This is a genomic window from Haladaptatus sp. DYF46 (genome assembly GCF_021083305.1).
Classification (GTDB): Archaea; Halobacteriota; Halobacteria; order Halobacteriales; family Haladaptataceae; genus Haladaptatus.
Genome location: NZ_JAJFAY010000002.1, coordinates 51,414 through 75,151 on the forward strand (window position 1 = coordinate 51,414; position 23,738 = coordinate 75,151).

General features: G+C 55.4%; 25 protein-coding genes and 1 pseudogene. 14 read left to right on the forward strand and 12 right to left on the reverse strand.

The window, feature by feature from the left end; translation table 11 throughout:
* Nucleotides 1-4 precede the first annotated feature (4 nt).
* Together LJF34_RS11305 and LJF34_RS11310 are read left to right on the forward strand one after the other, a co-directional pair.
* The gene (locus tag LJF34_RS11305) at nt 5-1,675 is read left to right on the forward strand and encodes an AarF/ABC1/UbiB kinase family protein (protein WP_231185118.1); all 1,671 of its coding nucleotides are present in this window, start codon (nt 5-7) and stop codon (nt 1,673-1,675) included.
* Between the two features lie 59 nt (nt 1,676-1,734).
* Complete coding sequence (locus LJF34_RS11310) at nt 1,735-2,109, forward strand: hypothetical protein (RefSeq protein WP_231185119.1); 375 nt, start codon at nt 1,735-1,737, stop codon at nt 2,107-2,109.
* Nucleotides 2,110-2,541: 432 nt separating this feature from the next.
* On the opposite strand, the gene LJF34_RS11315 is transcribed toward LJF34_RS11310, so the two are convergent.
* Nucleotides 2,542-2,772: a hypothetical protein gene (locus LJF34_RS11315; protein ID WP_231185120.1), complete on the reverse strand. Its 231-nt coding sequence runs from the start codon at nt 2,770-2,772 to the stop codon at nt 2,542-2,544.
* 211 nt (nt 2,773-2,983) lie between these two features.
* Here LJF34_RS11315 and LJF34_RS11320 point away from each other — a divergent pair, with 211 nt between their 5' ends.
* The 3 genes from LJF34_RS11320 to LJF34_RS11330 all read left to right on the forward strand — a co-directional run bounded on the left by LJF34_RS11320 (nt 2,984) and on the right by LJF34_RS11330 (nt 5,182).
* The gene (locus LJF34_RS11320; protein ID WP_231185121.1) at nt 2,984-3,709 is read left to right on the forward strand and encodes a helix-turn-helix domain-containing protein; all 726 of its coding nucleotides are present in this window, start codon (nt 2,984-2,986) and stop codon (nt 3,707-3,709) included.
* A 117-nt stretch (nt 3,710-3,826) separates the two neighbouring features.
* Nucleotides 3,827-4,966 carry an acyl-CoA dehydrogenase family protein gene (locus LJF34_RS11325; RefSeq protein ID WP_231185122.1) on the forward strand — a complete coding sequence of 380 codons (1,140 nt, stop codon included), beginning with the start codon at nt 3,827-3,829 and terminating at the stop codon, nt 4,964-4,966.
* Nucleotides 4,967-4,972: 6 nt separating this feature from the next.
* Nucleotides 4,973-5,182 (forward strand): tautomerase family protein, encoded by a 210-nt coding sequence (locus tag LJF34_RS11330; protein ID WP_231185123.1) that lies wholly within the window; start codon nt 4,973-4,975, stop codon nt 5,180-5,182.
* A gap of 184 nt (nt 5,183-5,366) precedes the next feature.
* Here the strand turns inward: LJF34_RS11330 and LJF34_RS11340 are convergent, their stop codons facing one another.
* The 7 genes from LJF34_RS11340 to LJF34_RS11370 all read right to left on the reverse strand — a co-directional run bounded on the left by LJF34_RS11340 (nt 5,367) and on the right by LJF34_RS11370 (nt 12,285).
* Nucleotides 5,367-5,696 carry a hypothetical protein gene (locus LJF34_RS11340; protein WP_231185125.1) on the reverse strand — a complete coding sequence of 110 codons (330 nt, stop codon included), beginning with the start codon at nt 5,694-5,696 and terminating at the stop codon, nt 5,367-5,369.
* On the reverse strand, nt 5,697-6,059 hold the full coding sequence (locus tag LJF34_RS11345) for a hypothetical protein (RefSeq protein ID WP_231185126.1): 363 nt from the start codon (nt 6,057-6,059) through the stop codon (nt 5,697-5,699).
* A gap of 475 nt (nt 6,060-6,534) precedes the next feature.
* On the reverse strand, nt 6,535-6,714 hold the full coding sequence (locus tag LJF34_RS11350; RefSeq protein ID WP_231185127.1) for a hypothetical protein: 180 nt from the start codon (nt 6,712-6,714) through the stop codon (nt 6,535-6,537).
* Between the two features lie 1,070 nt (nt 6,715-7,784).
* Nucleotides 7,785-8,213: a hypothetical protein gene (locus LJF34_RS11355; RefSeq protein ID WP_231185128.1), complete on the reverse strand. Its 429-nt coding sequence runs from the start codon at nt 8,211-8,213 to the stop codon at nt 7,785-7,787.
* Nucleotides 8,214-9,006: 793 nt separating this feature from the next.
* The gene (locus LJF34_RS11360) at nt 9,007-9,843 is read right to left on the reverse strand and encodes a helix-turn-helix domain-containing protein (protein WP_231185129.1); all 837 of its coding nucleotides are present in this window, start codon (nt 9,841-9,843) and stop codon (nt 9,007-9,009) included.
* Between the two features lie 473 nt (nt 9,844-10,316).
* Nucleotides 10,317-10,631 (reverse strand): helix-turn-helix domain-containing protein, encoded by a 315-nt coding sequence (locus LJF34_RS11365; RefSeq protein ID WP_231185130.1) that lies wholly within the window; start codon nt 10,629-10,631, stop codon nt 10,317-10,319.
* Between the two features lie 646 nt (nt 10,632-11,277).
* A complete protein-coding gene (locus LJF34_RS11370) occupies nt 11,278-12,285 on the reverse strand; it encodes an SDR family NAD(P)-dependent oxidoreductase (protein ID WP_231185131.1) in 1,008 nt (335 codons plus the stop codon).
* Nucleotides 12,286-12,421: 136 nt separating this feature from the next.
* On the opposite strand from LJF34_RS11370, the gene LJF34_RS11375 reads away from it, so the two are divergent.
* Nucleotides 12,422-12,568 carry a hypothetical protein gene (locus LJF34_RS11375; protein WP_231185132.1) on the forward strand — a complete coding sequence of 49 codons (147 nt, stop codon included), beginning with the start codon at nt 12,422-12,424 and terminating at the stop codon, nt 12,566-12,568.
* 740 nt (nt 12,569-13,308) lie between these two features.
* Here LJF34_RS11375 and LJF34_RS11380 read toward each other — a convergent pair.
* Nucleotides 13,309-13,461 (reverse strand): annotated as a pseudogene (locus tag LJF34_RS11380) (IS4 family transposase); the annotation flags it as partial.
* A 338-nt stretch (nt 13,462-13,799) separates the two neighbouring features.
* Here LJF34_RS11380 and LJF34_RS11385 point away from each other — a divergent pair.
* From LJF34_RS11385 to LJF34_RS11395, 3 genes are all read left to right on the forward strand, one after another.
* Complete coding sequence (locus LJF34_RS11385) at nt 13,800-14,237, forward strand: SRPBCC domain-containing protein (RefSeq protein ID WP_231185133.1); 438 nt, start codon at nt 13,800-13,802, stop codon at nt 14,235-14,237.
* Nucleotides 14,238-14,598: 361 nt separating this feature from the next.
* Entirely contained in the window at nt 14,599-15,078 is a 480-nt protein-coding gene (locus LJF34_RS11390) for a hypothetical protein (RefSeq protein WP_231185134.1), read from the forward strand.
* Nucleotides 15,079-15,537: 459 nt separating this feature from the next.
* The gene (locus LJF34_RS11395; protein ID WP_231185135.1) at nt 15,538-16,698 is read left to right on the forward strand and encodes a site-2 protease family protein; all 1,161 of its coding nucleotides are present in this window, start codon (nt 15,538-15,540) and stop codon (nt 16,696-16,698) included.
* Between the two features lie 550 nt (nt 16,699-17,248).
* Here LJF34_RS11395 and LJF34_RS11400 read toward each other — a convergent pair.
* Nucleotides 17,249-17,590 carry a hypothetical protein gene (locus tag LJF34_RS11400; protein WP_231185136.1) on the reverse strand — a complete coding sequence of 114 codons (342 nt, stop codon included), beginning with the start codon at nt 17,588-17,590 and terminating at the stop codon, nt 17,249-17,251.
* A 189-nt stretch (nt 17,591-17,779) separates the two neighbouring features.
* Here LJF34_RS11400 and LJF34_RS11405 point away from each other — a divergent pair, with 189 nt between their 5' ends.
* Nucleotides 17,780-18,142 (forward strand): hypothetical protein, encoded by a 363-nt coding sequence (locus tag LJF34_RS11405; RefSeq protein ID WP_231185137.1) that lies wholly within the window; start codon nt 17,780-17,782, stop codon nt 18,140-18,142.
* Between the two features lie 290 nt (nt 18,143-18,432).
* The gene (locus LJF34_RS11410; RefSeq protein WP_231185138.1) at nt 18,433-19,551 is read left to right on the forward strand and encodes an aminotransferase class I/II-fold pyridoxal phosphate-dependent enzyme; all 1,119 of its coding nucleotides are present in this window, start codon (nt 18,433-18,435) and stop codon (nt 19,549-19,551) included.
* Nucleotides 19,552-19,633: 82 nt separating this feature from the next.
* On the opposite strand, the gene LJF34_RS11415 is transcribed toward LJF34_RS11410, so the two are convergent.
* Together LJF34_RS11415 and LJF34_RS11420 are read right to left on the reverse strand one after the other, a co-directional pair.
* On the reverse strand, nt 19,634-20,113 hold the full coding sequence (locus LJF34_RS11415) for a DUF5518 domain-containing protein (RefSeq protein WP_231185139.1): 480 nt from the start codon (nt 20,111-20,113) through the stop codon (nt 19,634-19,636).
* Nucleotides 20,114-20,235: 122 nt separating this feature from the next.
* The gene (locus tag LJF34_RS11420) at nt 20,236-20,865 is read right to left on the reverse strand and encodes an RNA ligase partner protein (protein WP_231185140.1); all 630 of its coding nucleotides are present in this window, start codon (nt 20,863-20,865) and stop codon (nt 20,236-20,238) included.
* Between the two features lie 455 nt (nt 20,866-21,320).
* Between LJF34_RS11420 and LJF34_RS11425 the strand changes: the two genes are divergently transcribed.
* The 3 genes from LJF34_RS11425 to LJF34_RS11435 all read left to right on the forward strand — a co-directional run bounded on the left by LJF34_RS11425 (nt 21,321) and on the right by LJF34_RS11435 (nt 23,622).
* On the forward strand, nt 21,321-21,701 hold the full coding sequence (locus LJF34_RS11425) for a translation initiation factor IF-5A (RefSeq protein WP_231185141.1): 381 nt from the start codon (nt 21,321-21,323) through the stop codon (nt 21,699-21,701).
* Nucleotides 21,702-22,511 carry an agmatinase gene (gene speB / locus LJF34_RS11430; RefSeq protein ID WP_231185142.1) on the forward strand — a complete coding sequence of 270 codons (810 nt, stop codon included), beginning with the start codon at nt 21,702-21,704 and terminating at the stop codon, nt 22,509-22,511.
* A gap of 340 nt (nt 22,512-22,851) precedes the next feature.
* Entirely contained in the window at nt 22,852-23,622 is a 771-nt protein-coding gene (locus tag LJF34_RS11435; RefSeq protein ID WP_231185143.1) for a Nif3-like dinuclear metal center hexameric protein, read from the forward strand.
* Nucleotides 23,623-23,738: the final 116 nt, after the last annotated feature.

Consider the following 23,738-nt stretch of genomic DNA (forward strand, 5'->3'; position numbering starts at 1 on the left):
GCGGGTGGTCACACTGGCATTCCTCCGCGCATACCGTCGGTTCGTCGTCGTCGCATGGCACTTCCTGCCGCTGCTGCTGAGCTACGCCCGCGACCGGAATCGGTTCCTGTTCTTCGGATCGTCGCGCCGGGTGACGAGCGAGATGCGAATCGAACGGGCGGACACGCTCCTCGAATCCCTCCTCACGCTCGGCCCGACGTTCATCAAACTCGGGCAACTCCTCTCCACGCGTCCCGACGTCCTTCCGCCCGAGTACGTGGACGAACTTTCGAAACTGCAGGACGAGGTGCCGCCAGCGCCGTGGGCGGACGCGGAGCAGGTCATCGAGTCCCAACTCGGCCCCGTGGCGGACAACTTCGACGAGTTCGACACCGAGGCGATAAGCGGTGCGAGCCTCGGACAGGTGTACGACGCGCAAATCGACGGCGAGCAGGTCGCGGTGAAGGTCAGACGCCCCGGAATAGAGGACTTGGTCGAAGCCGACCTTCGAGTCATCCGTTGGTCGCTCCCGCTCATCATGCGGTTCATCGGGCAGGCACGCGCCTTCTCGCTGGAAAACCTCGCCGACGAGTTCGCCCGCACGATTCGCGAGGAGATGGATTACGACCGGGAGGCGGAGATGCTTGGCGAGATACGGGAGAACTTCGAGGACGACCCCGACATCGCCATCCCGAGCGTCATCGAGAGCCACTCAGGGTCGCGCGTACTCACGATGGAGTTCCTCGGCGGGACGAAGATAAACGACGTGCACGAACTGGACGAGGAGGGACTCGACCGCCACGAACTCGCTGAAACGCTCCAGCGGGCGTACCTCCAGATGATAATTCAGGACGGCGTGTTCCACGCCGACCCGCACCCCGGCAACCTCGCCGCCACCGACGACGGGCGCATCATCTTCTACGACTTCGGCATGAGCGGGCGGGTGGACGAGTTCATCCAACGCAAAATCGTGGACTTCTACATCGCGGTTGCGAACCAGGACATCGAAGGAATCCTCGACGCCCTCATCGAGATGGGAACCCTCAGCCCGGAGGCCGACCGGGCGACGATGGGGAGCGTGATGGAACTCGCCATCGAGGACGCGCGGGGCGAGGACATCGAAACCTACCGCGTCCAGCAGATCGTCTCGCAGGTCGAGGACACGATTTACGAGTTCCCGCTCCGCCTGCCGTCGAACCTCGCGCTCGTGCTTCGCGTGGCGACGGTCGTCGAAGGGGTCTGTGTGACCCTCGACCCCGAGTTCGACTTCATCGCGGTGGCGACGGAGTACCTCACCGACGAGGGGTACCGCGAGGAGTCCATCAAGAAGTACGTCTCCGAGACGGGCGACCAACTGCAAGCGTCGGCCCAGTCGCTCGTCCGGACGCCGCCGAAACTGGAGCGCACGCTCGACAAAATCGACCGTGACAACCTCTACGCCCGCGTCAGTATCGAGGACGACAACGACGTCTTCGACCTGCTGGCCAAACGCCTCATCTTCGGCATCCTCCTCGCATTCGGCGGGTTGACGACGGCGGTGCTGTACGCCGCGGAGGCGTTCCCCGCCGCCGCGGTGGCCGCTGTGATTTCCCTGTTCATCACCCTCTTGCTCTACCGCTCGTTCCGCAAGCGCCGTGGGATTCGGGCGACGCCGCAGTTCACGCGCCAGAACTTGCGGGAACGACGCCGGGAGTAAGTAAAACTACCAGCTCTGCTCCACAACCCTTTTGCGACCTCTGTTCATTCGTTTGAACAATGACGACGACCGCCCATCTCCGCCAACAAAGCACCGAGAGCCACTGGTGGATACTCCTCCTCCCGAGTCTGCTGTTGTCGGTTTCCGCCACGCTCGGCCTATCGGTTTCCGCGATTGCCTTCCGCCTCGAACCATCGAGTACCCTCTCGTACCTTCCGCCGGTGGTCGGACTCGTTCTCGCTCTCGCGTACTTCACCGCTCCCGCCGCCGTGGCGGTTGGAATCCACTTCGACCGACGGTACATCGCGTCGGTGTCCGAGTGGGAACCCCGGTCCGAGTACACGCTCCTCGGCCTCGCCATGTGGTTCGGTATCGGCATCCCGTTCGGTCTGCTGTATCTCTACCGCCGTCACAAGTACGTCGGGGTTCCCTGAGTCGAATTCACGATATCTAGTAATCGGGATGGTGACTACCTATCAATCACAACCCATACGTATTTATTCGAGAGCGTTCTGATATATAACATGAATGTGCCCTCTGTGCACCGATCTTCGAAATTTCGCCGACTCCTTTTGATTGGGTTTTCCGTAATCACGACGATTGCTTTGTCGCACGATTACGTGACAACAGAGGCGGTTTCAGACGCGTTTTTCGTCATCATCGGATCCGGTCTGTTGCTCGCGGTACTGGTGACTGTTCCCGTACTGCTGTTCGATCGTGGGCCGGGTTTGGACTGATAAAACGCGCTCTGATCAACGTGAAGTCGGTTTCTGCTCCCAGAATCCATACGCGGAAGTAACACCACCCCGGGAGTCCTGGATCGATCTATGTGCAGTTCGTAGTGTCCACCATCAATTCGGAGCTATTCAAAAGATCCCGCCAAGAAGAATTAGCACACCAACTCCTACCACGATGATATTAATGACCTGACTAAGAAGGACGCTCCAGTTTGCTGGCTCCACCTCATCCCACGGTGTTGTACTTCCAATCGAATCGATACGTTCACTCAACCGTGACAACTCATAGGCGTACCGGTATCCGAATACACCCACAACTAGGAGTATGAGTCCAAAGAGTGTTTTTTCAATCTCAATCATATTGAGTTATAGAACGTGGGTAATAAGGACTTTGTCGATGATTAGTATCATATTGTCACCTTTTAAATCGATAAGCGGCAGTGGGTACCTTCGGTATCTCCTTTCGACCTGTGCGCCGGTCGTGGTGCGAATCTCTCGGTAACGAAATTCCACTCCGAGGGGCCACTACCCGATGACAATCTCTACGAACCGCTATGAATAACCATCAACCATGATCGATCCCGAGAACGGTGAGGAAATACTCCATGTGTCGATTGACCTCTGGTATCCCGATTGCTGGGAGATCGAGGTAACGGAGCAAGTTGCGGTTGGGTTTCTCGGATACGGAATATATTCGACTGGAGATGATGTTGCGACACTCTTTACGATATACGCAGATGACCAGGAGACGATTGCAGAAGGAATCGAAGCTATGAACGCATCAAAACATGTCCACTCCGTGTCCGAGATGGCCCCTGGCTTCCAGCGAACAACCGTGCCGAAACCAGGGAACGTAGTGCGGGAACTCCTCGTTAATCACGACGGACGCAAGCAGATCAGCCAACCCCTGACGTCTCGAGGGTTCGTCTGTACTGGTCCGATCGATATCCGAGACGGACGCGAATATTGGTCACTTGCCACAAACCGTGACCGGGAGACGGTTCAGACGAAATTTGAACAAGTCCGCGAAGAAATGAATGCGGAGATCAACATTCGTGGCATGGAACAAAGAAGCCGTCAGCCCGCGACAAATGCGCTTCCTCTGGATCAACTCACGAAACGCCAGCTGGAAGTACTACAACTCGCCCGCAAAAGGGGATACTACGAACACCCGAAAGAAACATCGGCCCGTGAGCTAGCGAATGAATTGAACATTTCTACGTCTACCCTGCACGAACATCTCCACAAAGTTGAAGCGAAGTTGTTGGGACAAAACGGACTCACACGACTCTCGTAGGGGCTATTCTTCGAGGTTCGGATTAACTTTAGATGGTAGTATGCCTCTCGGTCGCAATCCAGAAGACCTGCTATGTCCGGCTCCCGGTTTAATGGTTCGCCAGTACCGTACCCATCTATGGAATTCGAACTGACAGAGACCCAACGGTCGCTTCGAGACGATGTTCGGGAGTTTGCAGAAACCGAAATTCGACCCGAAGTGAAACGGTTAGATCAGCAAGGCGAGTATCCCAGCCAAATTCTTGACGAACTCGGTAATCGTCGCCTCGCGGGATTGACGCTGCCTGAAGAATACAACGGACGTGGTGAAGGCCTCGTCGAACTCGCGCTGATGATCGAAGAACTTTCAGCTGCGTGTATGTCCGTAGCGAGTGCCCTTGGACTGCATATCGGCGTCGCGGCAGTCATCGAGCGCTTCGGCTCCGAGGAGCAACGTGACGCATTCCTTCCCGAGATGGCGACGTTTGAGACAGTCGGTGTGCTCGGGCAAAGCGAAGCCAACGCCGGGAGCAACAAATTGGAGATGGAAACAGCGGCCGAACGGCAGGGGGACGGATGGGTACTCAACGGTCACAAACAATGGGTAACGAACTTCTATGACGCGGATTACGTCCTCACGTACGCGAAGACCGGCCCCGATGAGGCCGCACCGCACAACATTAGCGCGTTTCTCGTGCCAACCGAAGAGTTCGATAGAGAGAACGACTGGGATACATTAGGCGCGAACAGCGTTAAATCGCCGCGCGTTTCCCTTTCAGACGTCCATGTTCCTGCTGATCGCCTCGTTGGCGAGAAAGGAGAGGGATACACCGAACGTGGTGAAATCCACACCGGTGTAAACGTCCCTGCCCGTGGTGTTGGTATCGCTCGTGCTGCGCTCGAAGACACAGTTTCGTACACGAGTTCAAGAGAGCAATACAGCCAGCATATCAGTGACTTCCAGGGCGTACGATGGGAGATCGGCGAGATGGCAGAACGTGTCGACACAGCTCGATTGCTCACACTTCGAGCAGCTGACTGCGCTGATCGGGGCCACGATGTAACACGCGAGTTTGCCATGGCGAAGATCAACGCAACGCAGGCCGCAGTCGACAATGCGAACAGAGCGGTTCAACTCCATGGCGGTCTCGGATACACTACCGGATATCACGTTGAACGCTACCTTCGTGATGCGAAACTCCTGACGATAGCTGGCGGTCCAAATGAGGGTCACAAAGACACGCTTGCAAAAGCTGTGATCGAGCGGGACGGAGAGTGATTCCGTATGCCGTTAGTTACAATTTCAGTGCTGGCGGGCAAGTCCGACGAGTATCGAAATACAGTCGCTGATGCGGCCAACACGGCTGTGCTCGATACGCTTGACTTCCCACCAGGTGACCGCTATCAACTTATTCAAGAACTCCCTTCGCAGGATTTCGAGTTACATGATCGAGACGGGGATCTCCCCAGAAAATGTGATGATCGTCATCACTGAGAATAGTGAAGAGGACTGGTCTTTCCGAGATGGTGTGGCCCAGTTTATAGCTGATAGCGAATCAGATTGAGAGCAAAATGTACCCTCTATAACTAACATACAGCCGGATTCCTTCCGGCGAACGTCCGAAGCAGAAGTGAACCAACCTCGGTACCCTCAATGAAATCTGTGGGTACAGTTACCGTCATCGAAGATACGTCTCAAGCGAATCAACGACGTGATCGACGAAGTCCTTCGTGACTCGGCCCTGCCACGCAACCAAATCTTCGATACGAGGGGAGTGGACTGCCCATGGAGAGACGAACGATTCGTACGGTACACCACCTGTTTTCCAGCTAGCAGACTCTAGGGGAATCGAATCACCGTACTCTTTCGTCGAGAGAGCGACAGCCACGTACTGCTCGTCGCCGAACGGATGCGATTCGTTGTTGACGATGAGCCACGGTCGTTGGCTATCGTCGCCCAGTTTGAACGGGTCCGAACTTCGAACCACATCGCCACGTTCCGGTTGCATCTAGTCGTCTCGCTCGCTTGGATGCGGTTCGTCCGGAGCGACTGCGTCCCACTCGTCGGGTTCGATCGCTCCGTCGTCTTGATCGAGCCGTTCCGTTATCGTGTGGAGGGCATATGCGTCTGCAACCCGATCGAGATCGTTCGTTATCGCCCAGTACTCCCCTCTGTGTCGGACGAGTTCGCGCTGTTTCAACCGCGAGAGGGCAGTCCCAACTGTGTTCGGATCCGCGTCGATACTGGTAGCGATTTCAGACCGAGTGAACGCTTTGTCCCGGTTTGTGTATAGATAGGCAAGTACCTGTTCGGGCACGCTCGGGCCATTTGGGAGGTTTCCAGCTTCGAACTCCTCGATACGAACGGGCATGCGCTGTACTTGGTGTGCCGACGTAATCAATGTACGGGCGTGCTGAAGCTGTGATCCAGTGGAGGGTCACTACCAACAGATACTCTCAATCAGTTGGCTGAAAATGGTAGAGGTTATCCATCGCTCGGCACTGTCTAGTTAAGAGATTCCGTTGTAAAGTGGCGTTTCAACGTCTCTACCATGAGTAGCTAACGAATCTCTTCGTCTCATCATGACTAGGTTTTCGGTGAAGCAATCGAATTCAGTCTTCTCACAGTGCAGTCGATCTAAATCTCAAAAATTAGTACGTATGACTAGTGCATAAATCCCCGCCAATTGTACCGCTGCCACTTGGTTTTCCTTATCTAGACAGTGCCCTCTCTGAAATTTGGTCGTTTTAGCGGATTGACTTCCTGTGGGCAGTATAAGCGGCAGTGGAAATAGCCACCATCACCCTCTCAGAGAAGCATATTTCGTCCGTTCGCACCACTCACCACTATGGGATGTGAACCGCTCGGGCAACGAGTTCCACCTCGGTGACTTTGATACAGGACCCTTCCACGTTGTGTGGGTCGTTCGAGGCGGTCGGCAGTGGATAGAAATATCGGTCATTCGATGGACGCGGATAGTCGTGTGGATGGACATCCGTGGTTTCGACCTGCCGAATCGGTGGCATAGATGGTTGAACTAAGCAGAGAGCCAAACCAGTTGCTTCGTTCCATACTGGTGGATTTCAATGAAGATCGGTCATATTTATTGTAACCACCAGTTACCGACTCAATTGTTACGATCAGGGAGTGTATAACGAAATATAGAACTGTATTTGATGCGGATGTAACATGCAAAAAAGACTTGGCGACCAAAACAAGTTTGATCGAAGAGGAATCGGGGAAGCCGAGCTCGCTACCGGCGTCATGGCCGATTCTTTCGACACATGGTGTGTAGACTCAAGTGACATGGGATACACGAACAGGGAGAACGTCTCTCTTGAGTCCTATGTCAACGCATCATCAGCCAGTATTAAATCGAGTTCACAGAAGTCCTCATCGGAGGTCGCGGTATGACATCAGACCGATTTGACAGGAGGGCCTACCTAGGGATGTTAGCAGCAGGTGGGCTTGCTGCTTTAGGAGTAGATCGGGGTATAGACAGTATCCAAGCCCAAACCACAGATCCTGGGGTAGTCGATCTTGGAGCGGCCGGTGAGTATACGATTCTAGCAAAATCGGGAATCTCTACCGTTCCGGATTCCGATGTGACCGGGAATATTGGAGTGAGTCCAGCCTCGTCGACTGCCATAACTGGCTTTTCATTGACGTTGGACTCATCGGGCGAATTCGCGACATCGAATCAAGTGAGTGGACAAGTATATGCGGCCGATTATGCGGAACCGACTCCGTCCAACCTGACCACGGCCGTGAACGATATGGAATCCGCATACACCGAAGTCGCTGGACGCGGACCTCCGGACTTTAACGAGTTGAACGGCGGAAATATCGGAGGTTTGGTACTTCCCCCGGGGATCTACCACTGGAGCACAGACGTGTCGATAAGTGAGGATATAACGCTCGTGGGAGGCCCGGATGATACCTGGGTCTTCCAGATAGATGGCAACCTTACCACGGCTAGCGGGACGAATGTCATCTTGAGTGGCGGCGTCCAAGTCAATAACATCGTCTGGCAGGTTGCTGGCGGTGCCGGTGTGGAGCTCGGAACGGACTCACAATTTGCGGGAATTGTGATGACTCAAACGAAAATAGATGTGCTTACCAATGCGTTAGTGAACGGCTGCCTGTACGCACAGACTGCTGTCAATCTCCAGATGGCAACAGTCACAGGTTGTGAATCTAACGAGCCAACCACAACCACGACCACGGACACCACCACCACGGACACCACCACGACCACAGACACCACCACCACCCCGACAACAACCACGGACACGACAACGACCACGGACACCACCACCACCCCGACAACAACCACGGACACGACAACAACCACGGACACCACCACCACCACGGACACCACCACCACCCCGACCACGACCACGGACACCACCACAACCACGGACACCACCACCACCCCGACAACAACCACGGACACCACCACAACTACGGACACCACCACCACACCGACCACCACCACGGACACACCGACCACCACCACGGACACACCGACCACCACCACTAAAAAGCATCACAAGCACCGCAAAAAGCACCGGAAGCACCGTAAAAAGCACCGGAAGCACCGTAAAAGGCACCGGAAGCACCGGAAGCACCGGAAGCACCGCAAAAAGCACCGGAAAGACTGCAAAAAGCATCGGAAGCACCGCAAAAAGCACCAGAAGAAACACGGAAAAAAGCATCGGAAAGACTGCAAAAAGAAAGACCGGAAGAAAAAGCGACCCGACGACAACTGTGAGGACAACAACACTAAATAGCTAATCGGTGAAGGGTTCAATAGAATTTTTCACACTGTGCTGTTGGTACTCCCCGGATTATCTCCGCGTTCATCGATCTAGTGCTTTTCTCAACCGAGAACTGCTCAGCGAGACGTTGGAGACCGCGAATTGTGCATGGAGCGCGTGTTCGGATGCAGTGATCCGCCGTCTTTTCCTGCTGATTATTCCACTGTCGTCGTGCCGCGCGGCGTGGCATGATGCATACAATGGGACTAGTGAATGTTATTGCCAAAACCTGTATGAGTGGTCATCAATCGAACGAGTACCGCTGTCGTCGAAACCGTTGCCCAGGCAGCACACTGCGACCAGCAGGAGCTCAGTCCACTCAATGAGTGGATTGATCCTGACGCCTTCGATGCGATGATTGCACCCCCACTGGCACGGAACACCGATACGACCGCGTCGATCTCCTTCACCTACACTGACTACTCCGTCACTGTCCACAGCACTGGCTCCGTTCACGTTGCTCCCGCCTAAGAACCCCTGCTGCTAGTGCACCGAAAACTAATCCTCCGCAGTCGTATCGGGGTCTTGTCGCGGTGGTAGTCCCGTCGCCATCAGTCGTCGGGCGATCACCACAATCCCATTGTCGAACCCCCGCCCAAACACCGCCTTTTCCGTCTCAACCCCACCAGTGTCCGTCTCATGCACCGAACTCACGAGAATCGTGTTCTTGTCGATCAATAGTAGCCGACTGATCGTCGTATCGTCGGTTGCCTCAAGCGGTGAACTGTGCAACCACTCTAACCCGGAGACGAACACTTCTGCATCGGGCAGTGCCTCTGCAATTTGCTTGCGGAGTTCCTCGGTTTGGGTGCCAACCAGCACATCAAGACCCGTATCGAGCGCCTCTTGGAGCTGTTCAAGTAACCCGTCAGTAATAACCTCGTCCCGCCCGACGATGAGCACGATCTCTCTCCCGGCGGCATCGATGAGTTGTTGAGTCCGATTCGAAATCGCAGTGGTCCCTGAGAGTGCCCAGACTTCGTGCGTGATTTCCTCATCCCCATCCGGAATCGCGGGTTCAATATTGTCTATCGCCTCGATGAGTGTGTCCGTCCGTGATTCATACTCCTGACGCAACGTCTCTGCGGCTTCCTCGATCGGTACGGCGCGAAATTGTTGAGGATTCGAATGCTGGATCTCGACGAGGCCCTTGGTTTCTAACACGCGAATTGCATCATACACGCGTGTTCGCGGAACCTCGGAGGTCTCGTTGATTTCTTTAGCTGTCCCCTTTGGCAGGCGTGCTAAGGCGACAAAGCAGCGTGCTTCGTACTCCTTTAACCCGAGTTGTTGGAGCAGTTCGATCGATCGTTGTTGATTAGATAGCTCGTTCATGGGTCCCAACCATCTGTTTGCTGATACCGGTGCTGGTCACACCGTTTTGTCGTCGCCTGTCGGTCAGCTGGTGTCTGGCCCAGCGAACGTGATCGACAGGTCGATTCACTATCAGTACATTTTATTTCTCCACACGTATCAAAGGCACTCATCCCCACACTGGCAGATTGCTCCTTCACCAGCCTGTATACCATTCACTCAGATAATCACAGGGGCACAATCATGAAAACGCAATTTATCGCAGTACGATTGCTGATTTCACACCACCAATCGAGGTCGGTTCGATGGAATCTGTAGTGAGAGATATAAATTTCTGCATCTACTAGATAGATACTTGATCAGTAACTCACATAATCACAGTAGGGTTATACAGGGCTAGCGCGAAGGACAAAGTGGTACGGAGTTCGACTGGGTCCCAACCACTCGCCACTCCGTGCCCAGACTGCCACGTCTGTGGCAGTTTTCGAATGAATTTAATCGGGTGGCTCACCAGCGAAACCTCCACTGTGATTCTCCGCGAGTGTTGTAACAAGCGCCTCGATGTCGTCGAATTGTGATCCCTTTGTCACCTCTCCCGTCTCTTGATTCCAGTCGATGAGCCCGTGATCTTCTAGTCGGGGAAGGTGGCTATGGTGCATCGCAATTGCGTGCTCCCGAACGCCGCCGTCTGCCTCCACTGGGTCTGAAGAGACAGTGGGGATATTGTATGGTGATTCCTCTGTGAGTGCAAGGAGGAGTCGCCGTCGATGTCCGTTCGAAAGTACTGAAAGCTGATCATCGAGCATCATGAGTTTCACCTCGTTAAGACAGTGCAGAGGATTAAACACCGCATATTTTACGAGTGAGTAGTTGTGTGAGTAACTGAGTGAATGCATTAGAACGGCTTTATCAGGAGAATTCACTCCATTTCTCACGCACTATTTACGCTCACCTATTGTACCCTTCAGTATGAGCCGACCATTGGATAACGTGGATCGGGGCATTCCTATTGAATATTTGGTGTATAAGCGGTAGTGGATTGACTCCAGGTGATCTTTAGTATGATTCAATTCGTTTATGGAAATATGTCCAGTGTGATTCCCGACCGAGTGCGCAGAATGTATAATCCAGATATTCGTATAGTGACGATTATCTTAATAGGTGCTCTATACTATTTGATGGTTCTTCTCTCTAATCAGGATTTCACAAATCCATATTATAATATTGGGCAGATAGTGACTGTTTTCACTATCATATCTTCAGTAGCTACCATCGCTTACGAACGGAGAGCTCGCCTTTAGGGAACATGGAGATCGACCAACGAATCGCCTGGGTACCGTCCGAGTAGGTGAGTTTGGCGTTCCTCATTGTTGCATTCGATGAGGGCCCCTCGACGATCGCCGGTTTCGGTGCATGCTTACCCTCCCTACGCGCGTTCCCCAGCGCCATATCTCGTCAATCAACGTTGCCGATATTATCACCATTCAGGTCGACGAGTGCGGCGCTCTCTTCCCACAGCGTTCGCTGCAATTTCTCGTCGTAGGACATTGGATGAGTGTGGCTGATCTCTCTTCCATCGATGAACTGTCCAGAGACGTTCTCAAAATCCGGACCGGTGACGAGCCGTGCCAGATCATGCCCGCTCTCAGCAGGGCTTCTCACTGCTGGCAGCACCCGAAATGCTGGTAACACTGTATTCCACAGAAATTTCATCATCTGACCGTAATCACGAGCCAACCCCGTCCCAGGCATCAGTCCCGGACTGAAGACGTTCGAGGTTATCGGCGCGTCAGGGGAACTCAAACCGGCGGAACGAAGACGGTGGTCAAGTTCGTAAGCAGTAAGCACGTTCGCTAGCTTCGACGTTGCATACCGCTGTGATCCGACCTTGCTTGGATCTGTATCTGAAGTATCCTCGGGAACTGCTAGCTCACGTAGATTTTCGAAATCCGTTCGTGGAGGGGACATCCCGAGAGCATGTTCCCAAAACCCCATCCCTTGGGAACCGGCGCCAGCGAGAAACACGAACCGCCCAGGTGATCGAATCCGAGAGAGGAGAAGATTGACTAGTAAGAAGTGACCGAGGTGATTGACGGCGTAGGTTATTTCGAATCCGTCGTCGGTGTAAACGGTTCCACTCACCTGTAGAGTAGCAGCGATACAAACAACTGCATGAAGTGGAGGAATTTCTCCAGAATCGATGTCCTGATGGAGTCGGTTAGCAAATCTGTGAACGGAATCAAGGGAGGCAAGATCGAGCTGCATTGTGGTTGTAAGCGTGCTACCAGTCTCAGATCGTAGCTTCCTTGCTGCTTTGTCGGTCCGCTGTTCGTTGTGTGACGCAAGAATCACGTGCCACGAAGGATTTGCTCGGATTAGAGCCTTTGCACATCCAAATCCGAGTCCGGACGTGGCTCCAGTGATGACAACAGATCTACTAGCTTTTTGTTGAGTGGATGCCATGGTCGATTCAGATTCGATAGTATGCTACCGGACTGTAAGGTATTTATTAATAAATGTTCTGACCATTATCCCCCATATTTTCAGCAACGCGGTGAAGGAGTCGTGTTAGTCGGGCGACTTCAGTATGGGAGAATCCATGAAGAAACTGTTCGGTGAAGGCTTCTGGCCACGGAACACCATCATGTTTGAGGAAGGCATCGCCGAGCACTCGGTCGCACTGCTAAAGGATACCGAGGAGCTTACGACCTCTGAGCGGGCTGGAGGGCTGGCAGGATATGTATGATCTGCGTGTAAACGGAGGGATGACTGTCAATCAGGGTAACTCGTGTCTGGAGACAGTGAAGAGAGAATGCTACTAACCGGACAATCCCGACGCCAGGTTTTCCGCACGATTGCTGCGACCTCATACCGCGAGTGGTCTTCCTACGGTGAGACGCCGCTGTAGTCTCAACTTCAGCGGTTCGGAGTTTGACCGATCTACAAACGGGCTCTCAAAATACCAGAGGTCGGAAGTCAGAATAAAACCCTGTTCGAATCAAACTGGATTGGGCCGAGAATAGAGTCTCGAAATCAGGCAGTATAGCGAAAAATATCGAGTTACAGAACAGCGCAACCGCTCACAAGTAGGAGAATACGGGGATTCACTCATCAATATGGTGGGTCGAGAACATTCGCGATCGTGTCCACACAGCCGTTCGCCGTGATCACTGGCCACGGCCGCGTTCGGCCCTCCTCTGGGCCGTAGTCATCGTATTTCTCGTAGACGAGGATCTTCATCATGAAGTCTACAATCCGCCAGACATTGTAGAGCAGCGTCGAAAACATGAATGCGAAACACCGCATCCGGAAATCGGTCGATGCGATCGATGGCAGGAATCGCTTGATGGACTTGTACTCGTTCTCGATATCCCAACGCTGCGAATACCGATCCGTGAGACCCATCGCGTCGTCCGATGAGACGTCATCACGATTCGTGACGAAGACGGCATAGCTTCCCTCCGGGCCTTCGGTCGCCTCGAAGGAGCCGAACACGAGCGCCCAGACCATCGCTGGAACCTGAAACTTGCCGTCGCGTTCGACCACGCCGACTGCCTCGGCGTGGTCTTCGAGTGCAGTCGAAGGAAAGAGCGTAGTGAGTCGCCGTTCAATCCGACGTGAGGAGGGTTTTGAAGGCATTGACACCTGCCCTTCCTCATTCCCCTCACGAACCAACTTCGATACCAGCCGCAGTCATGCGGTTTGCCTCTTAGATAAAGACGGATGTGCCTGAAGTGTTAGGGCTATATATGAATGACACGCATCGGTTAGTACTCCTACTAATGGCACTGCCTAGATGAGGAAAACCAAGCGATAGCAGTACGATTGTCGAAGTTTAACCCACCGATCGTAGATGGCTGATTTTAGAAAATATAAAATGAATTGTATGCGTGCCACCATCTATATACTACTATGAGACATAAAGGGGTAACAACGTTGAGACAGCGCTTAAAATACGCCGGCAGGAAGCTCATAGAATGAAAGTAATCGAGACGGATATCGAAATCCATGCTTCAGTAGAGGTCGTCTGGGACGTTCTCACCGATTTCGGAAAGTACGCCGAATGGAACCCGTTTATCACCGAAGCGAGCGGGGAAATCCGCCGCGGCGAACAACTGAAAATTCACATCGAACCACCAGGAGCAAGAGGCATGACGTTCCGTCCAACAGTGCTCACTGCCGAGCGTGGCAGGCGCTTGGAGTGGCTCGGCCGGTTGCTCGTTCCGAAGATTTTTGATGGCCACCATCAACTTCGTATTCATCCGCTTGACACCGATCGCGTACGATTCGCCCAGCGTGAGGAATTTTCTGGCCTGCTGGTTCCGGTGTTCTTGAACGAAGAAGCCACTGCGCAGGGATTCAGGGAGATGAACGAAGCGCTCAAAGAGCGAGCTGAAGCACTGACCCGCGCTTGAGACCTGATCGAATCCTCCGACTTGTGGGGATCGCTGTTTTTCCGGAGCGACCACAGCGTACCTTCATCTCGATGGGTCGCTCTGGCTCTACGTGCTCTTGTTCTTCGCGAGAACAAATTCGTGAGATTTTGGAGACGATTTCCGCATTGGTGGAGAGTGAAGATATCGCTCACTCGTGCTGTACGCCGTAACCCAACCACCGCACGTCGATATCGATGGGGTGGTTCTGAACGTTTGGACGCCAAGGTAGACCAAGTACGCTGCACCGACCAATTTGACGATTCCACTCACTCTCTCCGTTCTCAGATATGCACGGCGAACCGGGACGCTCTTGTGGAATAATCTCGTCGCGACGCTTGCGTTGAGCTCGCGGCTAATCGGGCTGCGAGCACTTGAGACGGTTGGGTTTCGTACTCCTCGAATAACCTTCGAAAAACCCGAGTTTGAGTACGTCGCAAAGCCCTGCTACATCTGGCACGGTGACCCCGAACTGAACGGGGAGGGAGAGTTCTATCAAGAGCGAATCCACACGGAACCCATCGATTACAAGTACTACGCCATCAACGATGGAACGCGAGTTCAGACGGCGGCCAAGCGCGTTACATCAAAGCTCCACGGCCCCAAGCGATTCCTGAATCAGATACGTCCCAGACCGACGCTTACGCGACGCCTTCGCCGCCTCGTCACCCGACTTAATCTTCGTGGCGTCGGGATCGACTTAGTCAAAGATGACGAGGACCGGTTCTGGGCCGTAGACGTCAATCTCGCCGCAGGGTACCGGGACAGCGGGTTAGAACCGGCCCTCTACAAGTCGATTCGTGAATGTCTGCCCGACCGGTAATCTGAGAGCCACTTTTCGAACTAGTACTGAGAAGAGGGTTTCTGTTGAATCCACGTTCTATAGTCAACAGGAAGCCGGGCTTTTACTCCATACTCTCGTAAGTGGAAAGTGAGTCAGTCTCGGTAGCCCCGAATAGATCTGTATGTAGTTCGCATTGCGAGTGAGCCATCAACCTATTTTGGAACGTTAGTCTCATTTATCGTCTGTTTCACTTAGACACCTGAATCGGCTGTATAATTATATATACAAGCTCATATAGGTAAATAACTTCAGTATCGCTATTTATTTTCAATTTAATCTTATTTAGCTTATAAAATGGTTGTTCCAAGTGATAGGGATGATAGTGGCCGAGTACGGTGTTGCCAACGTCGAACGAAATTGCTAGGGTGATACCAACCGAACCACCAATATTCGATATTCGGGGGATTACCTGATAGGGCTTGAGCCCGTAGTAACCACATGGCGAGTCTCCGTCTCGGTTCGCTGTTCGGCATCCCGATCAGACTAGGCATTTCGTTCTTGTTGATCCTCCCACTGCTGGCCTACCTCATCGGTTCGCAGGTTGGCCTCACAGTGAACTTGATCAACGGGGTCTTCGGGACCCCACTCGATCCTGAACCGCTTACCGCGGGGTTGCTCCCCTGGCTCTTGGGGGTAGGCGCTGCACTCGGCCTCTTCGCCAGCGTTCTCCTGCACGAACTGGGTCATTCACTCGTAGCACGCCGGTACGGTCTTGAGACTGAATCGATCACGTTGTGGTTCTTGGGCGGTCTCGCACAGTTTGCGGAGTTGCCTGACGACTGGCGCCAGGAGTTCGCGATCGCCATCGCCGGCCCGGTCGTTAGCGTTGCACTTGGGGTCCTGTTCTACGGGTCGTTCGAACTACTCGCTGGCAGGCTCCCCGCAGTTCGGTTCGTGATCGGCTACTTAGCGGTGCTCAATGTGGTGCTCGCGGCGTTCAATATGCTTCCCGGATTCCCGATGGATGGTGGGCGAGTCCTCCGTGCGGTGCTCTCGCGCAACCGGTCGCGCCTGCAGGCAACCCGCATCGCCGCTGCCGTCGGAAAGGGGTTCGCGTTCCTACTTGGAATCGCTGGGGTCGTTACGTTCAACCTGTTTTGGATCCTCATCGCCTTCTTCATCTATATCGCCGCAACGAGCGAGACCAACCAGGAGGTAATGCAGGCGGCCTTTGAGGGACTGACCGTCAGGGAGATAATGACGCCGGCGGTCGAACTCGATACGGTGGCACCCGAGACGTCGATCGATACCTTGCTTGACCGGATGGTCCGCGAACGTCACACCGGGTATCCGGTCGTCGACAACGATGATCTCGTCGGCATCGTCACGCTCGAAGACGTCCAAGAACGGGAATCTGATCGCCGAGATGATGCGACAGTCGATGACATCATGTCGACAGATCTGGTGACGGTCCGACCCGGTGGCGAGGCGGCGAATGCGCTCACGACCCTCCAGCAGGAGGATATCGGTCGGCTTCTCGTAACCGAAGGCGATGGCTCGCTCGCGGGTCTGATCTCGCGGACAGACCTGATGACGGTCCTCGAAATCACCCAGACCAGTCAATCGACGGCCGCCACCTCACCGACGATCGAACGCTGAGTATGATTCATTGAGAGGGAGTTTCAACTCAAAGGCGGAGTATCGACCTGGTTGGTGAATACGTGATTCAAAGCATCGAAGATACCCATAATCCCTTGGTCGGTCGTCTTCACCCGAGTTCCTTGAACGTGTTATTGATCACGATGGGGTATTTCGGGACAAGAGTTACTCTGTGATTTCCTGCGTGAGGATTTCGCGAAGAGAGCGAGAGACTGTGGAACCGGCGTAGTGGGTCGGGTCAAACGGACTTTTACTCATGTGCAACGCACAATGGATAATCGGGGTCGTTCGTCATCACGGAGACGTGGGGCACAGTAATTCCGCTGCCGAAGATGCAACCGTAGTGTGGTGTGTCCACATCTGCTTAGTGCAACATGGAGAAGTAGACACTCTCTAGGAATGACGCTGTAGTCCACACACAATCGCTTTGTAATCACCGTTCTCGTGGGGTGTATTGTTGCAGTGAAAAATGAGAGTGGTCGTGATTTGCCGATTCCCATCTGGGAAATGACACGGGAAAATTCCTCATGCGGGATTTTACCGAATCGGTTTATGATATCTTGGGAGCGGAGGGTGAGTCAACCCCAATTCTTCTCAAACTGTTTGGCATAGCGGGGCCAGTACTCCTCGAAGTGATCGATGGCTTCCCAAATGTCCCAATCAACGGGCTTCTTATCTTTCGGATCACGAAAAAGGCGGTCCATATGAGTATATCCATGGGATGTATCAACAGAGCGATATCGATACTACTCTCTGTTGCGGCGTCTTTGTAGTATACATTCACAGAAAAGTCGTCAGGGTCGAAGTAGTCTGAGGTCCCTCGGACCGCCATAAGATACGTTCGCCCCCGCCACGTCCCAAGGTTGTCCTCAAAATTCTGGGGTCCGGCCATTATTGAAATTCTCCTACATAAGCACATATCCCGTAACTATTTGGCTGTTGACCTCCTAAGTCATCATAGAACCAGAGGACAACCCTTCACTGGAGTTGGTCGAGATACCTATGAAAGTCAGAAAACAACCGTGTGATGCCAGGGAAGGCGTATCGCTAGAACACCGCAGCCGGACGGGAACGGATTAGGATGAATCAGAAAACAAAGTTCATTCGGCGAGTAGCAGAAGCTGACTTCGACGATGTGCTGCTACTCTCCCGCTCGACCGCCGAAGAAGTGCTCACAGAAAAACGGATGGAGCTACTCACCGAGATAGCTACTGACGATCTCGAATCAATGCGAGATCTCGGTCGCCGCGTTGATCGAGATATCAGTATCGTCAAACGCGATCTTGACATCCTGTACGAGGCAGGAGTTGTCGAGTATGAGCAAAACGGTCGTGCAAAGCGACCAGTGCTTGCTCACAAGAACGTGTTCGTCAAACCCGTCGTGTTCGAAGGTGAGCCAATGGAGGACGCAACCAACCACACTGGCGAGATAGCTGCTGACTAAGGCGAATTTGAAGTTGTACTGTCGAATGGATTCGAGGAATCGAATACTTCCGCTAACCACCATTAGCGAAAGTGAAATCGATTGGAGCGCCATCCTCGCCGAAGCAAGCGTTCTTTCTCCGACCGATTCGCGCTTCATCGTCGGCGCCCGTTTCCCCACCGGTTCGACCATCGGTCACGACAGACAGTACGACCCGTCCAGAGAAATCCGTCCCGTCACCGCGATTGTTCTCTCAATTCCCTCCCTGCCACATTCCGTAGCTTTTCGACCGACCGCTTCCAACTCAGAGTATGAACATCGAACCCTTCGGCTTGGAACGCTGGTTCGCCGAATACGAACACGAGGCCGACATCATGCTGGCCGAGAGCGGCATTCGAAGTCTGGACGTCGACCGCTTCGATTTGGACCCCGGCGAACTGGGCTACGTCATCCCGACGAACGGGAACCCCGAATTTCGGGCTGAGGTCGGCGAGCGCTACGGCCGGAGCGAAGACGAAGTGTTGTTCACCTGCGGGACGCAGGAAGCGAACTTTCTAGCGTTCTTGAGCCTGTTGGACGACGACGGACGTGCGGTCGGCGGCGACGCCGCCTCCTCGTCCCGTGCGCAAAGTGCGCACGCCGTAGTCGTAACCCCGACCTACCAAGCGCTCCACGCGGTCCCCGAATCGATGGGAGAGGTGAACAGGGTGTCGCTCGAACCGCCGGAGTGGGAACTCGACGTGGACGCCGTCGCCGACGCGATTCGGGACGAGACGGACGTCATCGTCCTCAACAACCCGAACAACCCGACTGGGCGGTACCATCCGCAGGAGAAAGTCGAAGCCCTCTACGACCTCGCGGAGGACGCCGGGGCGTACCTGCTCTGTGACGAGGTGTACCGACTGCTCTCGCCCGACCCGGTGGACCCCGTCGCCAGCATGGGCGAGTACGGCATCAGCACGACGAGTCTCACGAAGGCCTACGGACTCGCCGGACTCAGATTCGGATGGCTCGTCGGGGCGGAGGAGGTCGTGAACGGCGCGTGGGAGTGGAAGGACTACACCACCATCTCGCCGGGCATCATCGACCAGCACGTCGCCCGGCAGGCGCTCGGCGAACACGAGGACGACATCCTCGCGGAGAACCGCGAGTTGGCGGCGAGCAACCGCGACCGAGTCCGCGAGTTCGTGGACGAATACGGGTTGGAGTGGTACGACCCTGTAGGCGTCAACGGTTTCGTTCGGATTTCGGACGGCTTCGAGGACGGCGAGGAATTCTGTCGCGGCGTGGTCGAGGAAGAGAGCGTCGTTCTCGCACCGGGGAACCTGTTCGGCTTCGACCGGTACTTCCGCATCGGGTTCGGACTCCCCGCCGAGGAGTTGGAGGACGGATTGGGGCGCGTCGAGTCGTTCCTCGACGGTCACGCGTAGTGACGGACGCGTTTCAGTAGTGTCCGGTTCGTTTCGGTGGTGTCCCGTCCGTTCACGTGACTCCGTCGGAGCAGGGTTTCGGTTAGCCGGTCGAACCGAACAATCGTGACGAGTGGAGGCGCTCGTTGAGCCATCCACCGATACTGCCACCCACCCTGCCGACCAGCGAGACGATGACGAGGAGGATGGTGACGGAGACGAGTGCGAACCCGCCCGCAACCACGAACCTCGACGCTGATTCTCCGACCGCATCGATTACGAGTGGGGAGTTCCATGCGTCGCTGAATCCGATCGCACTTTGCCAGAACACCACCGGCAATCCCCCGACGAATCCAGTTATCGTCCCCGCACGGGAACTCGTCGCTGGCCGTGGACAATAGGCGTATCCCGCAATCACGGACGCAATCAGTAGCGCGGATACCTCACTACCGCGGGGGAGCGTGTTCGGTGTGAGTATCCAGTTCAGCCACACCGTCGCGGGAATCGACGCGAGGCCGAGGAGGACCGCGAGACGAAACTGCTCGCTGGTCCCGTCGGTGACGAGATTTCGGAGCGAGAACATAGGAAAACAATTCCTGTAGGCTGTCTTAACACTATCGTCAAAGTAACGCACAGCAGAACGGCCACCTCGCGCCTGCATTCAGCATATTACGGCAGGGAAGTTCGAGGACGCTATCGTCGGGGTTACATCTCTTCGCTGGCTTCGAGATACGAATCGAGGAGCGGCGGGAAATCGCGACCGCGGAGGTAGCGCAGGCCGAAATCCTCGGCCCAGTTGATGATGCCGGTATCTTCGGTGACGACGCCGGCGTCCAGTTCGCGGGCGAGGATGAGCAGGTCGAAGTCCTCGCGGGAGTCCAAGACGCCGCGGCGGAGGGTCGAACGGTACTGGCTTCGCAAGTCGGAGATGAGCGCGCCCACGTCGGCGTGGCCGCCCTGCGAGGCCTCCCGGACGGCGTCTTCCGACACGCGGAGACCCTTGTCCACGCGCCCGCTCATCTCGTCGATGAACCGATAGACCAGTTCGGCGGGAATCATCACCTCGAAGCGGGCGGGATTCTTCTTGATGATCCACGTTTCGAGTTTCGAGAGGACGCTGTCGGAGACACCGCGGTCTTCGAGGATGGCCGTGAGTTCGTCGTGAACGGACGGGGGAATGTAACAGGAGATGTTGAGCGCGAGTTTCGCGGTGGCGATGGAGTCGAGAAGGCGCTCGATCGCGTCCTCCAACTCCTCCCCTTCGGATCGAATCTCCTCGGAGAGGAAGACGGACGTATCGAGGACGAACCGCTGTTTCAGCGGGTGTTCCGGCATGTATGGCGATTCGCGCCGCGGGATAAAAGCCCTTCCATGTTATTTGTTCACGTGGAACATGGCAGAACTCCTGAAAAACGTTTATCATTATCGATGACCAAGATATGGATGTCGTAGGAACCACGAGAACAAACCGGATGGCTTCCGTCGATTAGACGGAAACGCGGGGCAAACACCAAGTCGTCGGTCAAACGGCAACGAGGTCAACGCTCCGACGGAAAACCGAAGCGGCGCAGTAATCGTCCGCAAAGACGATCGTGAAGACCAAGTAACGGACGGCGTGAAAACGGCGTTCGCGAAACTGGTGGAAGCCAGCCACGGTCGTAGGCGTCGTGGAAAACGTTTCCCATCCGGGTTCTATTCGCGGTTCCTGTGCGTTCTTCGTTCCCACAATCCACGAGCGGACGCGACGCGTTTCCAAACGGTTTATACCGCCGGGAGGGCAATTCCGCGATATGGCGAAAGAGCAAAAGGAAGTCCGCGATCTTAAAGAAGGCAACTACCTGATGATGGACGACGCCGCGTGTGTCATCAAATCCTACAGCACGGCAAAACCCGGCAAACACGGCAGCGCGAAGGCGCGAATCGAGGGCAAAGGCGTTTTCGACGACAAGAAGCGAAGCCTGAGCCAGCCGGTCGACGCGAAGATCTGGGTCCCGATCATCAACCGCAAACAGGGACAGATCGTCAGCGTCGAGAGCGAAACCGTCGCGCAGGTCATGGACCTCGACACTTACGAAACCATCACCATCAAGACGCCCGAGGGAATGGACATCTCGCCCGACGACACCATCGAGTACCTCGAGATGGAAGAGCAGCGCAAGATCGTACGCTAAATGTTTCCCGGCGCGTCTACTGACCGCGGACAAGCGGACTTCGTGGTGGTGGGTGCGCCGCTCGACGTATCCACCACGTTTCAGCCCGGCACACGGTTCGGTCCCGACGAAATCCGTAAATTCGCACGGACCTTCGACGACTACGACCGCCGAACCGGGCAGTATTTTTCCGACTGTTCAGTCCACGACCACGGCGACGTGCACGCGTGGGACGACGCCGAAGAGTATCTGGAGTACCTCGAAGGCGTCGTCACCGACGTGGTTTGGGACGACGCCGTTCCCCTACTCCTCGGCGGAGAACACACCGTTACGGGGGCCGCCGTTCGCGCGACAAACCCCGACGTGTTCGTCTGCCTCGACGCTCACCTCGACCTGCGAGAGGAGTACGACGGCAACCCGTTGAGCCACGCGACCGTTACCCGACACGTCCTCGATGTCGCCGACGAAGCCGTGATTCTCGGCGCTCGAACCGGCAGTGAGGAGGAGTGGGAGCGCGCCGCGAAATCGGACGTAACCGTCGTGCCACCCGAAGACGTGGCCGACTGGACACCCGAGTTCGACGGGAGCGCGTATCTCAGCGTGGATATCGACGGCGCCGACCCCGCGTTCGCTCCCGGGACCGGCACGATGGAACCGTTCGGCCTCACCTCGCGGGAGATGCGCGATGTGGTGCACGACGTGACCGAAGCGGCGGACATCGTCGGTTTCGACGTCGTCGAGGTGAACGACCGCGACGACGGCCAAGCGGCCTCCCTCGGCGGAAAGCTGTTGCGCGAGTTCGTGTTCTCACACGCCGGAAAGACGGCCTGAGAATCGGATTCGAAACGACCACAAACGCCGGTTTTTCGAAGAACGGTGAACGAGTTCTGATCGCAGGGATTCCTCTCTCCGTCGATGGTGTCACCCTGAAAAGCGGAAGAGGCGCTGTTAGAGCGCGCGCCGTACTTTGCGCATGATACGTCGCCTGAACCGTCGTGGAAGACGTCGCCACGTAGACATGGCCTTACGGAACTTACTCATGGTTGAACACCTCTGTTGTCGCTTTTCCCCGGAATGGGGGTGTAAATATCGTTCGCACTCCGTCTTAACCGTGGTGGCAGACGGTCCGAAAGCCGGGGCTTACAAGCCGCCGGAACCACGAATGACGGGTATGAAACTCGCCGAACTCGTCCAGCGATACGACGACCGACTTCGAACCGACGATTTCGCCGACATCGACGCCAGCGCAAACGGACTGCAAGTCGGCCCGGACGACCCGGAATCCGTCGCCATCGAACGCGTCGCGTTCGCCGTGGACGCCGCCGAACGGACCATCGAGGAGGCCGTCGAATGGGGTGCGGACGCGTTGGTCGTCCACCACGGACTCTCGTGGGGCGGCATCGAACGCGTGACGGGCCGCGACTACCGACGACTCGCCCCGCTCATCAAGAACGACGTGGCGCTGTACGTCTCGCATCTCCCGCTCGACTCCCACCCAGAACTCGGCAACGCGGCGGGCATCGCCGACCTCCTCGGTCTCGAATCGCGGGAACCGTTCGGTCGGATGGGACCGGAACACATCGGCCAGCAGGGACACGGCGAACTCGGCATGGACGAACTGAGCGACCTGTTGGCGAGCGAACTCGACACCGGCGGGCAGGGGGTCCGGGAGTTCGACTTCGGCCCCGAGACGGTCGAACACGTCGCCATCGTCACGGGCAGCGGTGCGGACTGGTTGGACGAGGCCGTCGAAGTCGGCGCGGATGTGCTGATTACCGGCGAAGGGAAGGGAAAGGTCTACCACGAAGCGCGAGAAGCCGAATTGAACGTCGTCCTCGGGGGCCACTACGCGACGGAGACGTTCGGGGTGCAGTCGCTCGAATCCCTGAGTCAAGAGTGGGGAATGGTGACAACCTTCATCGACGCGCCAACCGGTCTGTAACTACTCACGTCGATACGCTGAATTTTCGCGATTCGTCATACGATTTCGTCGAAACAGGAGGTATTAAAAGGGGAGGCGACGAGGAAACGGACGTGTCCTGCGGGTATCAACGGCCC

What these genes read in the sequence shown, in the direction of transcription:
- LJF34_RS11310 (WP_231185119.1), top strand. Translation starts at nt 1,735, where the DNA reads ATGACGACGACCGCCCATCTCCGCCAACAAAGCACCGAGAGCCACTGG.
- LJF34_RS11315 (WP_231185120.1), bottom strand. Translation starts at nt 2,772, where the DNA reads ATGATTGAGATTGAAAAAACACTCTTTGGACTCATACTCCTAGTTGTG.
- LJF34_RS11320 (WP_231185121.1), top strand. Translation starts at nt 2,984, where the DNA reads ATGATCGATCCCGAGAACGGTGAGGAAATACTCCATGTGTCGATTGAC.
- LJF34_RS11325 (WP_231185122.1), top strand. Translation starts at nt 3,827, where the DNA reads ATGGAATTCGAACTGACAGAGACCCAACGGTCGCTTCGAGACGATGTT.
- LJF34_RS11330 (WP_231185123.1), top strand. Translation starts at nt 4,973, where the DNA reads ATGCCGTTAGTTACAATTTCAGTGCTGGCGGGCAAGTCCGACGAGTAT.
- LJF34_RS11340 (WP_231185125.1), bottom strand. Translation starts at nt 5,696, where the DNA reads ATGCAACCGGAACGTGGCGATGTGGTTCGAAGTTCGGACCCGTTCAAA.
- LJF34_RS11345 (WP_231185126.1), bottom strand. Translation starts at nt 6,059, where the DNA reads ATGCCCGTTCGTATCGAGGAGTTCGAAGCTGGAAACCTCCCAAATGGC.
- LJF34_RS11350 (WP_231185127.1), bottom strand. Translation starts at nt 6,714, where the DNA reads ATGCCACCGATTCGGCAGGTCGAAACCACGGATGTCCATCCACACGAC.
- LJF34_RS11360 (WP_231185129.1), bottom strand. Translation starts at nt 9,843, where the DNA reads ATGAACGAGCTATCTAATCAACAACGATCGATCGAACTGCTCCAACAA.
- LJF34_RS11365 (WP_231185130.1), bottom strand. Translation starts at nt 10,631, where the DNA reads ATGATGCTCGATGATCAGCTTTCAGTACTTTCGAACGGACATCGACGG.
- LJF34_RS11370 (WP_231185131.1), bottom strand. Translation starts at nt 12,285, where the DNA reads ATGGCATCCACTCAACAAAAAGCTAGTAGATCTGTTGTCATCACTGGA.
- LJF34_RS11375 (WP_231185132.1), top strand. Translation starts at nt 12,422, where the DNA reads ATGAAGAAACTGTTCGGTGAAGGCTTCTGGCCACGGAACACCATCATG.
- LJF34_RS11385 (WP_231185133.1), top strand. Translation starts at nt 13,800, where the DNA reads ATGAAAGTAATCGAGACGGATATCGAAATCCATGCTTCAGTAGAGGTC.
- LJF34_RS11395 (WP_231185135.1), top strand. Translation starts at nt 15,538, where the DNA reads ATGGCGAGTCTCCGTCTCGGTTCGCTGTTCGGCATCCCGATCAGACTA.
- LJF34_RS11400 (WP_231185136.1), bottom strand. Translation starts at nt 17,590, where the DNA reads ATGGCCGGACCCCAGAATTTTGAGGACAACCTTGGGACGTGGCGGGGG.
- LJF34_RS11405 (WP_231185137.1), top strand. Translation starts at nt 17,780, where the DNA reads ATGAATCAGAAAACAAAGTTCATTCGGCGAGTAGCAGAAGCTGACTTC.
- LJF34_RS11410 (WP_231185138.1), top strand. Translation starts at nt 18,433, where the DNA reads ATGAACATCGAACCCTTCGGCTTGGAACGCTGGTTCGCCGAATACGAA.
- LJF34_RS11415 (WP_231185139.1), bottom strand. Translation starts at nt 20,113, where the DNA reads ATGTTCTCGCTCCGAAATCTCGTCACCGACGGGACCAGCGAGCAGTTT.
- LJF34_RS11420 (WP_231185140.1), bottom strand. Translation starts at nt 20,865, where the DNA reads ATGCCGGAACACCCGCTGAAACAGCGGTTCGTCCTCGATACGTCCGTC.
- LJF34_RS11425 (WP_231185141.1), top strand. Translation starts at nt 21,321, where the DNA reads ATGGCGAAAGAGCAAAAGGAAGTCCGCGATCTTAAAGAAGGCAACTAC.
- speB (WP_231185142.1), top strand. Translation starts at nt 21,702, where the DNA reads ATGTTTCCCGGCGCGTCTACTGACCGCGGACAAGCGGACTTCGTGGTG.
- LJF34_RS11435 (WP_231185143.1), top strand. Translation starts at nt 22,852, where the DNA reads ATGAAACTCGCCGAACTCGTCCAGCGATACGACGACCGACTTCGAACC.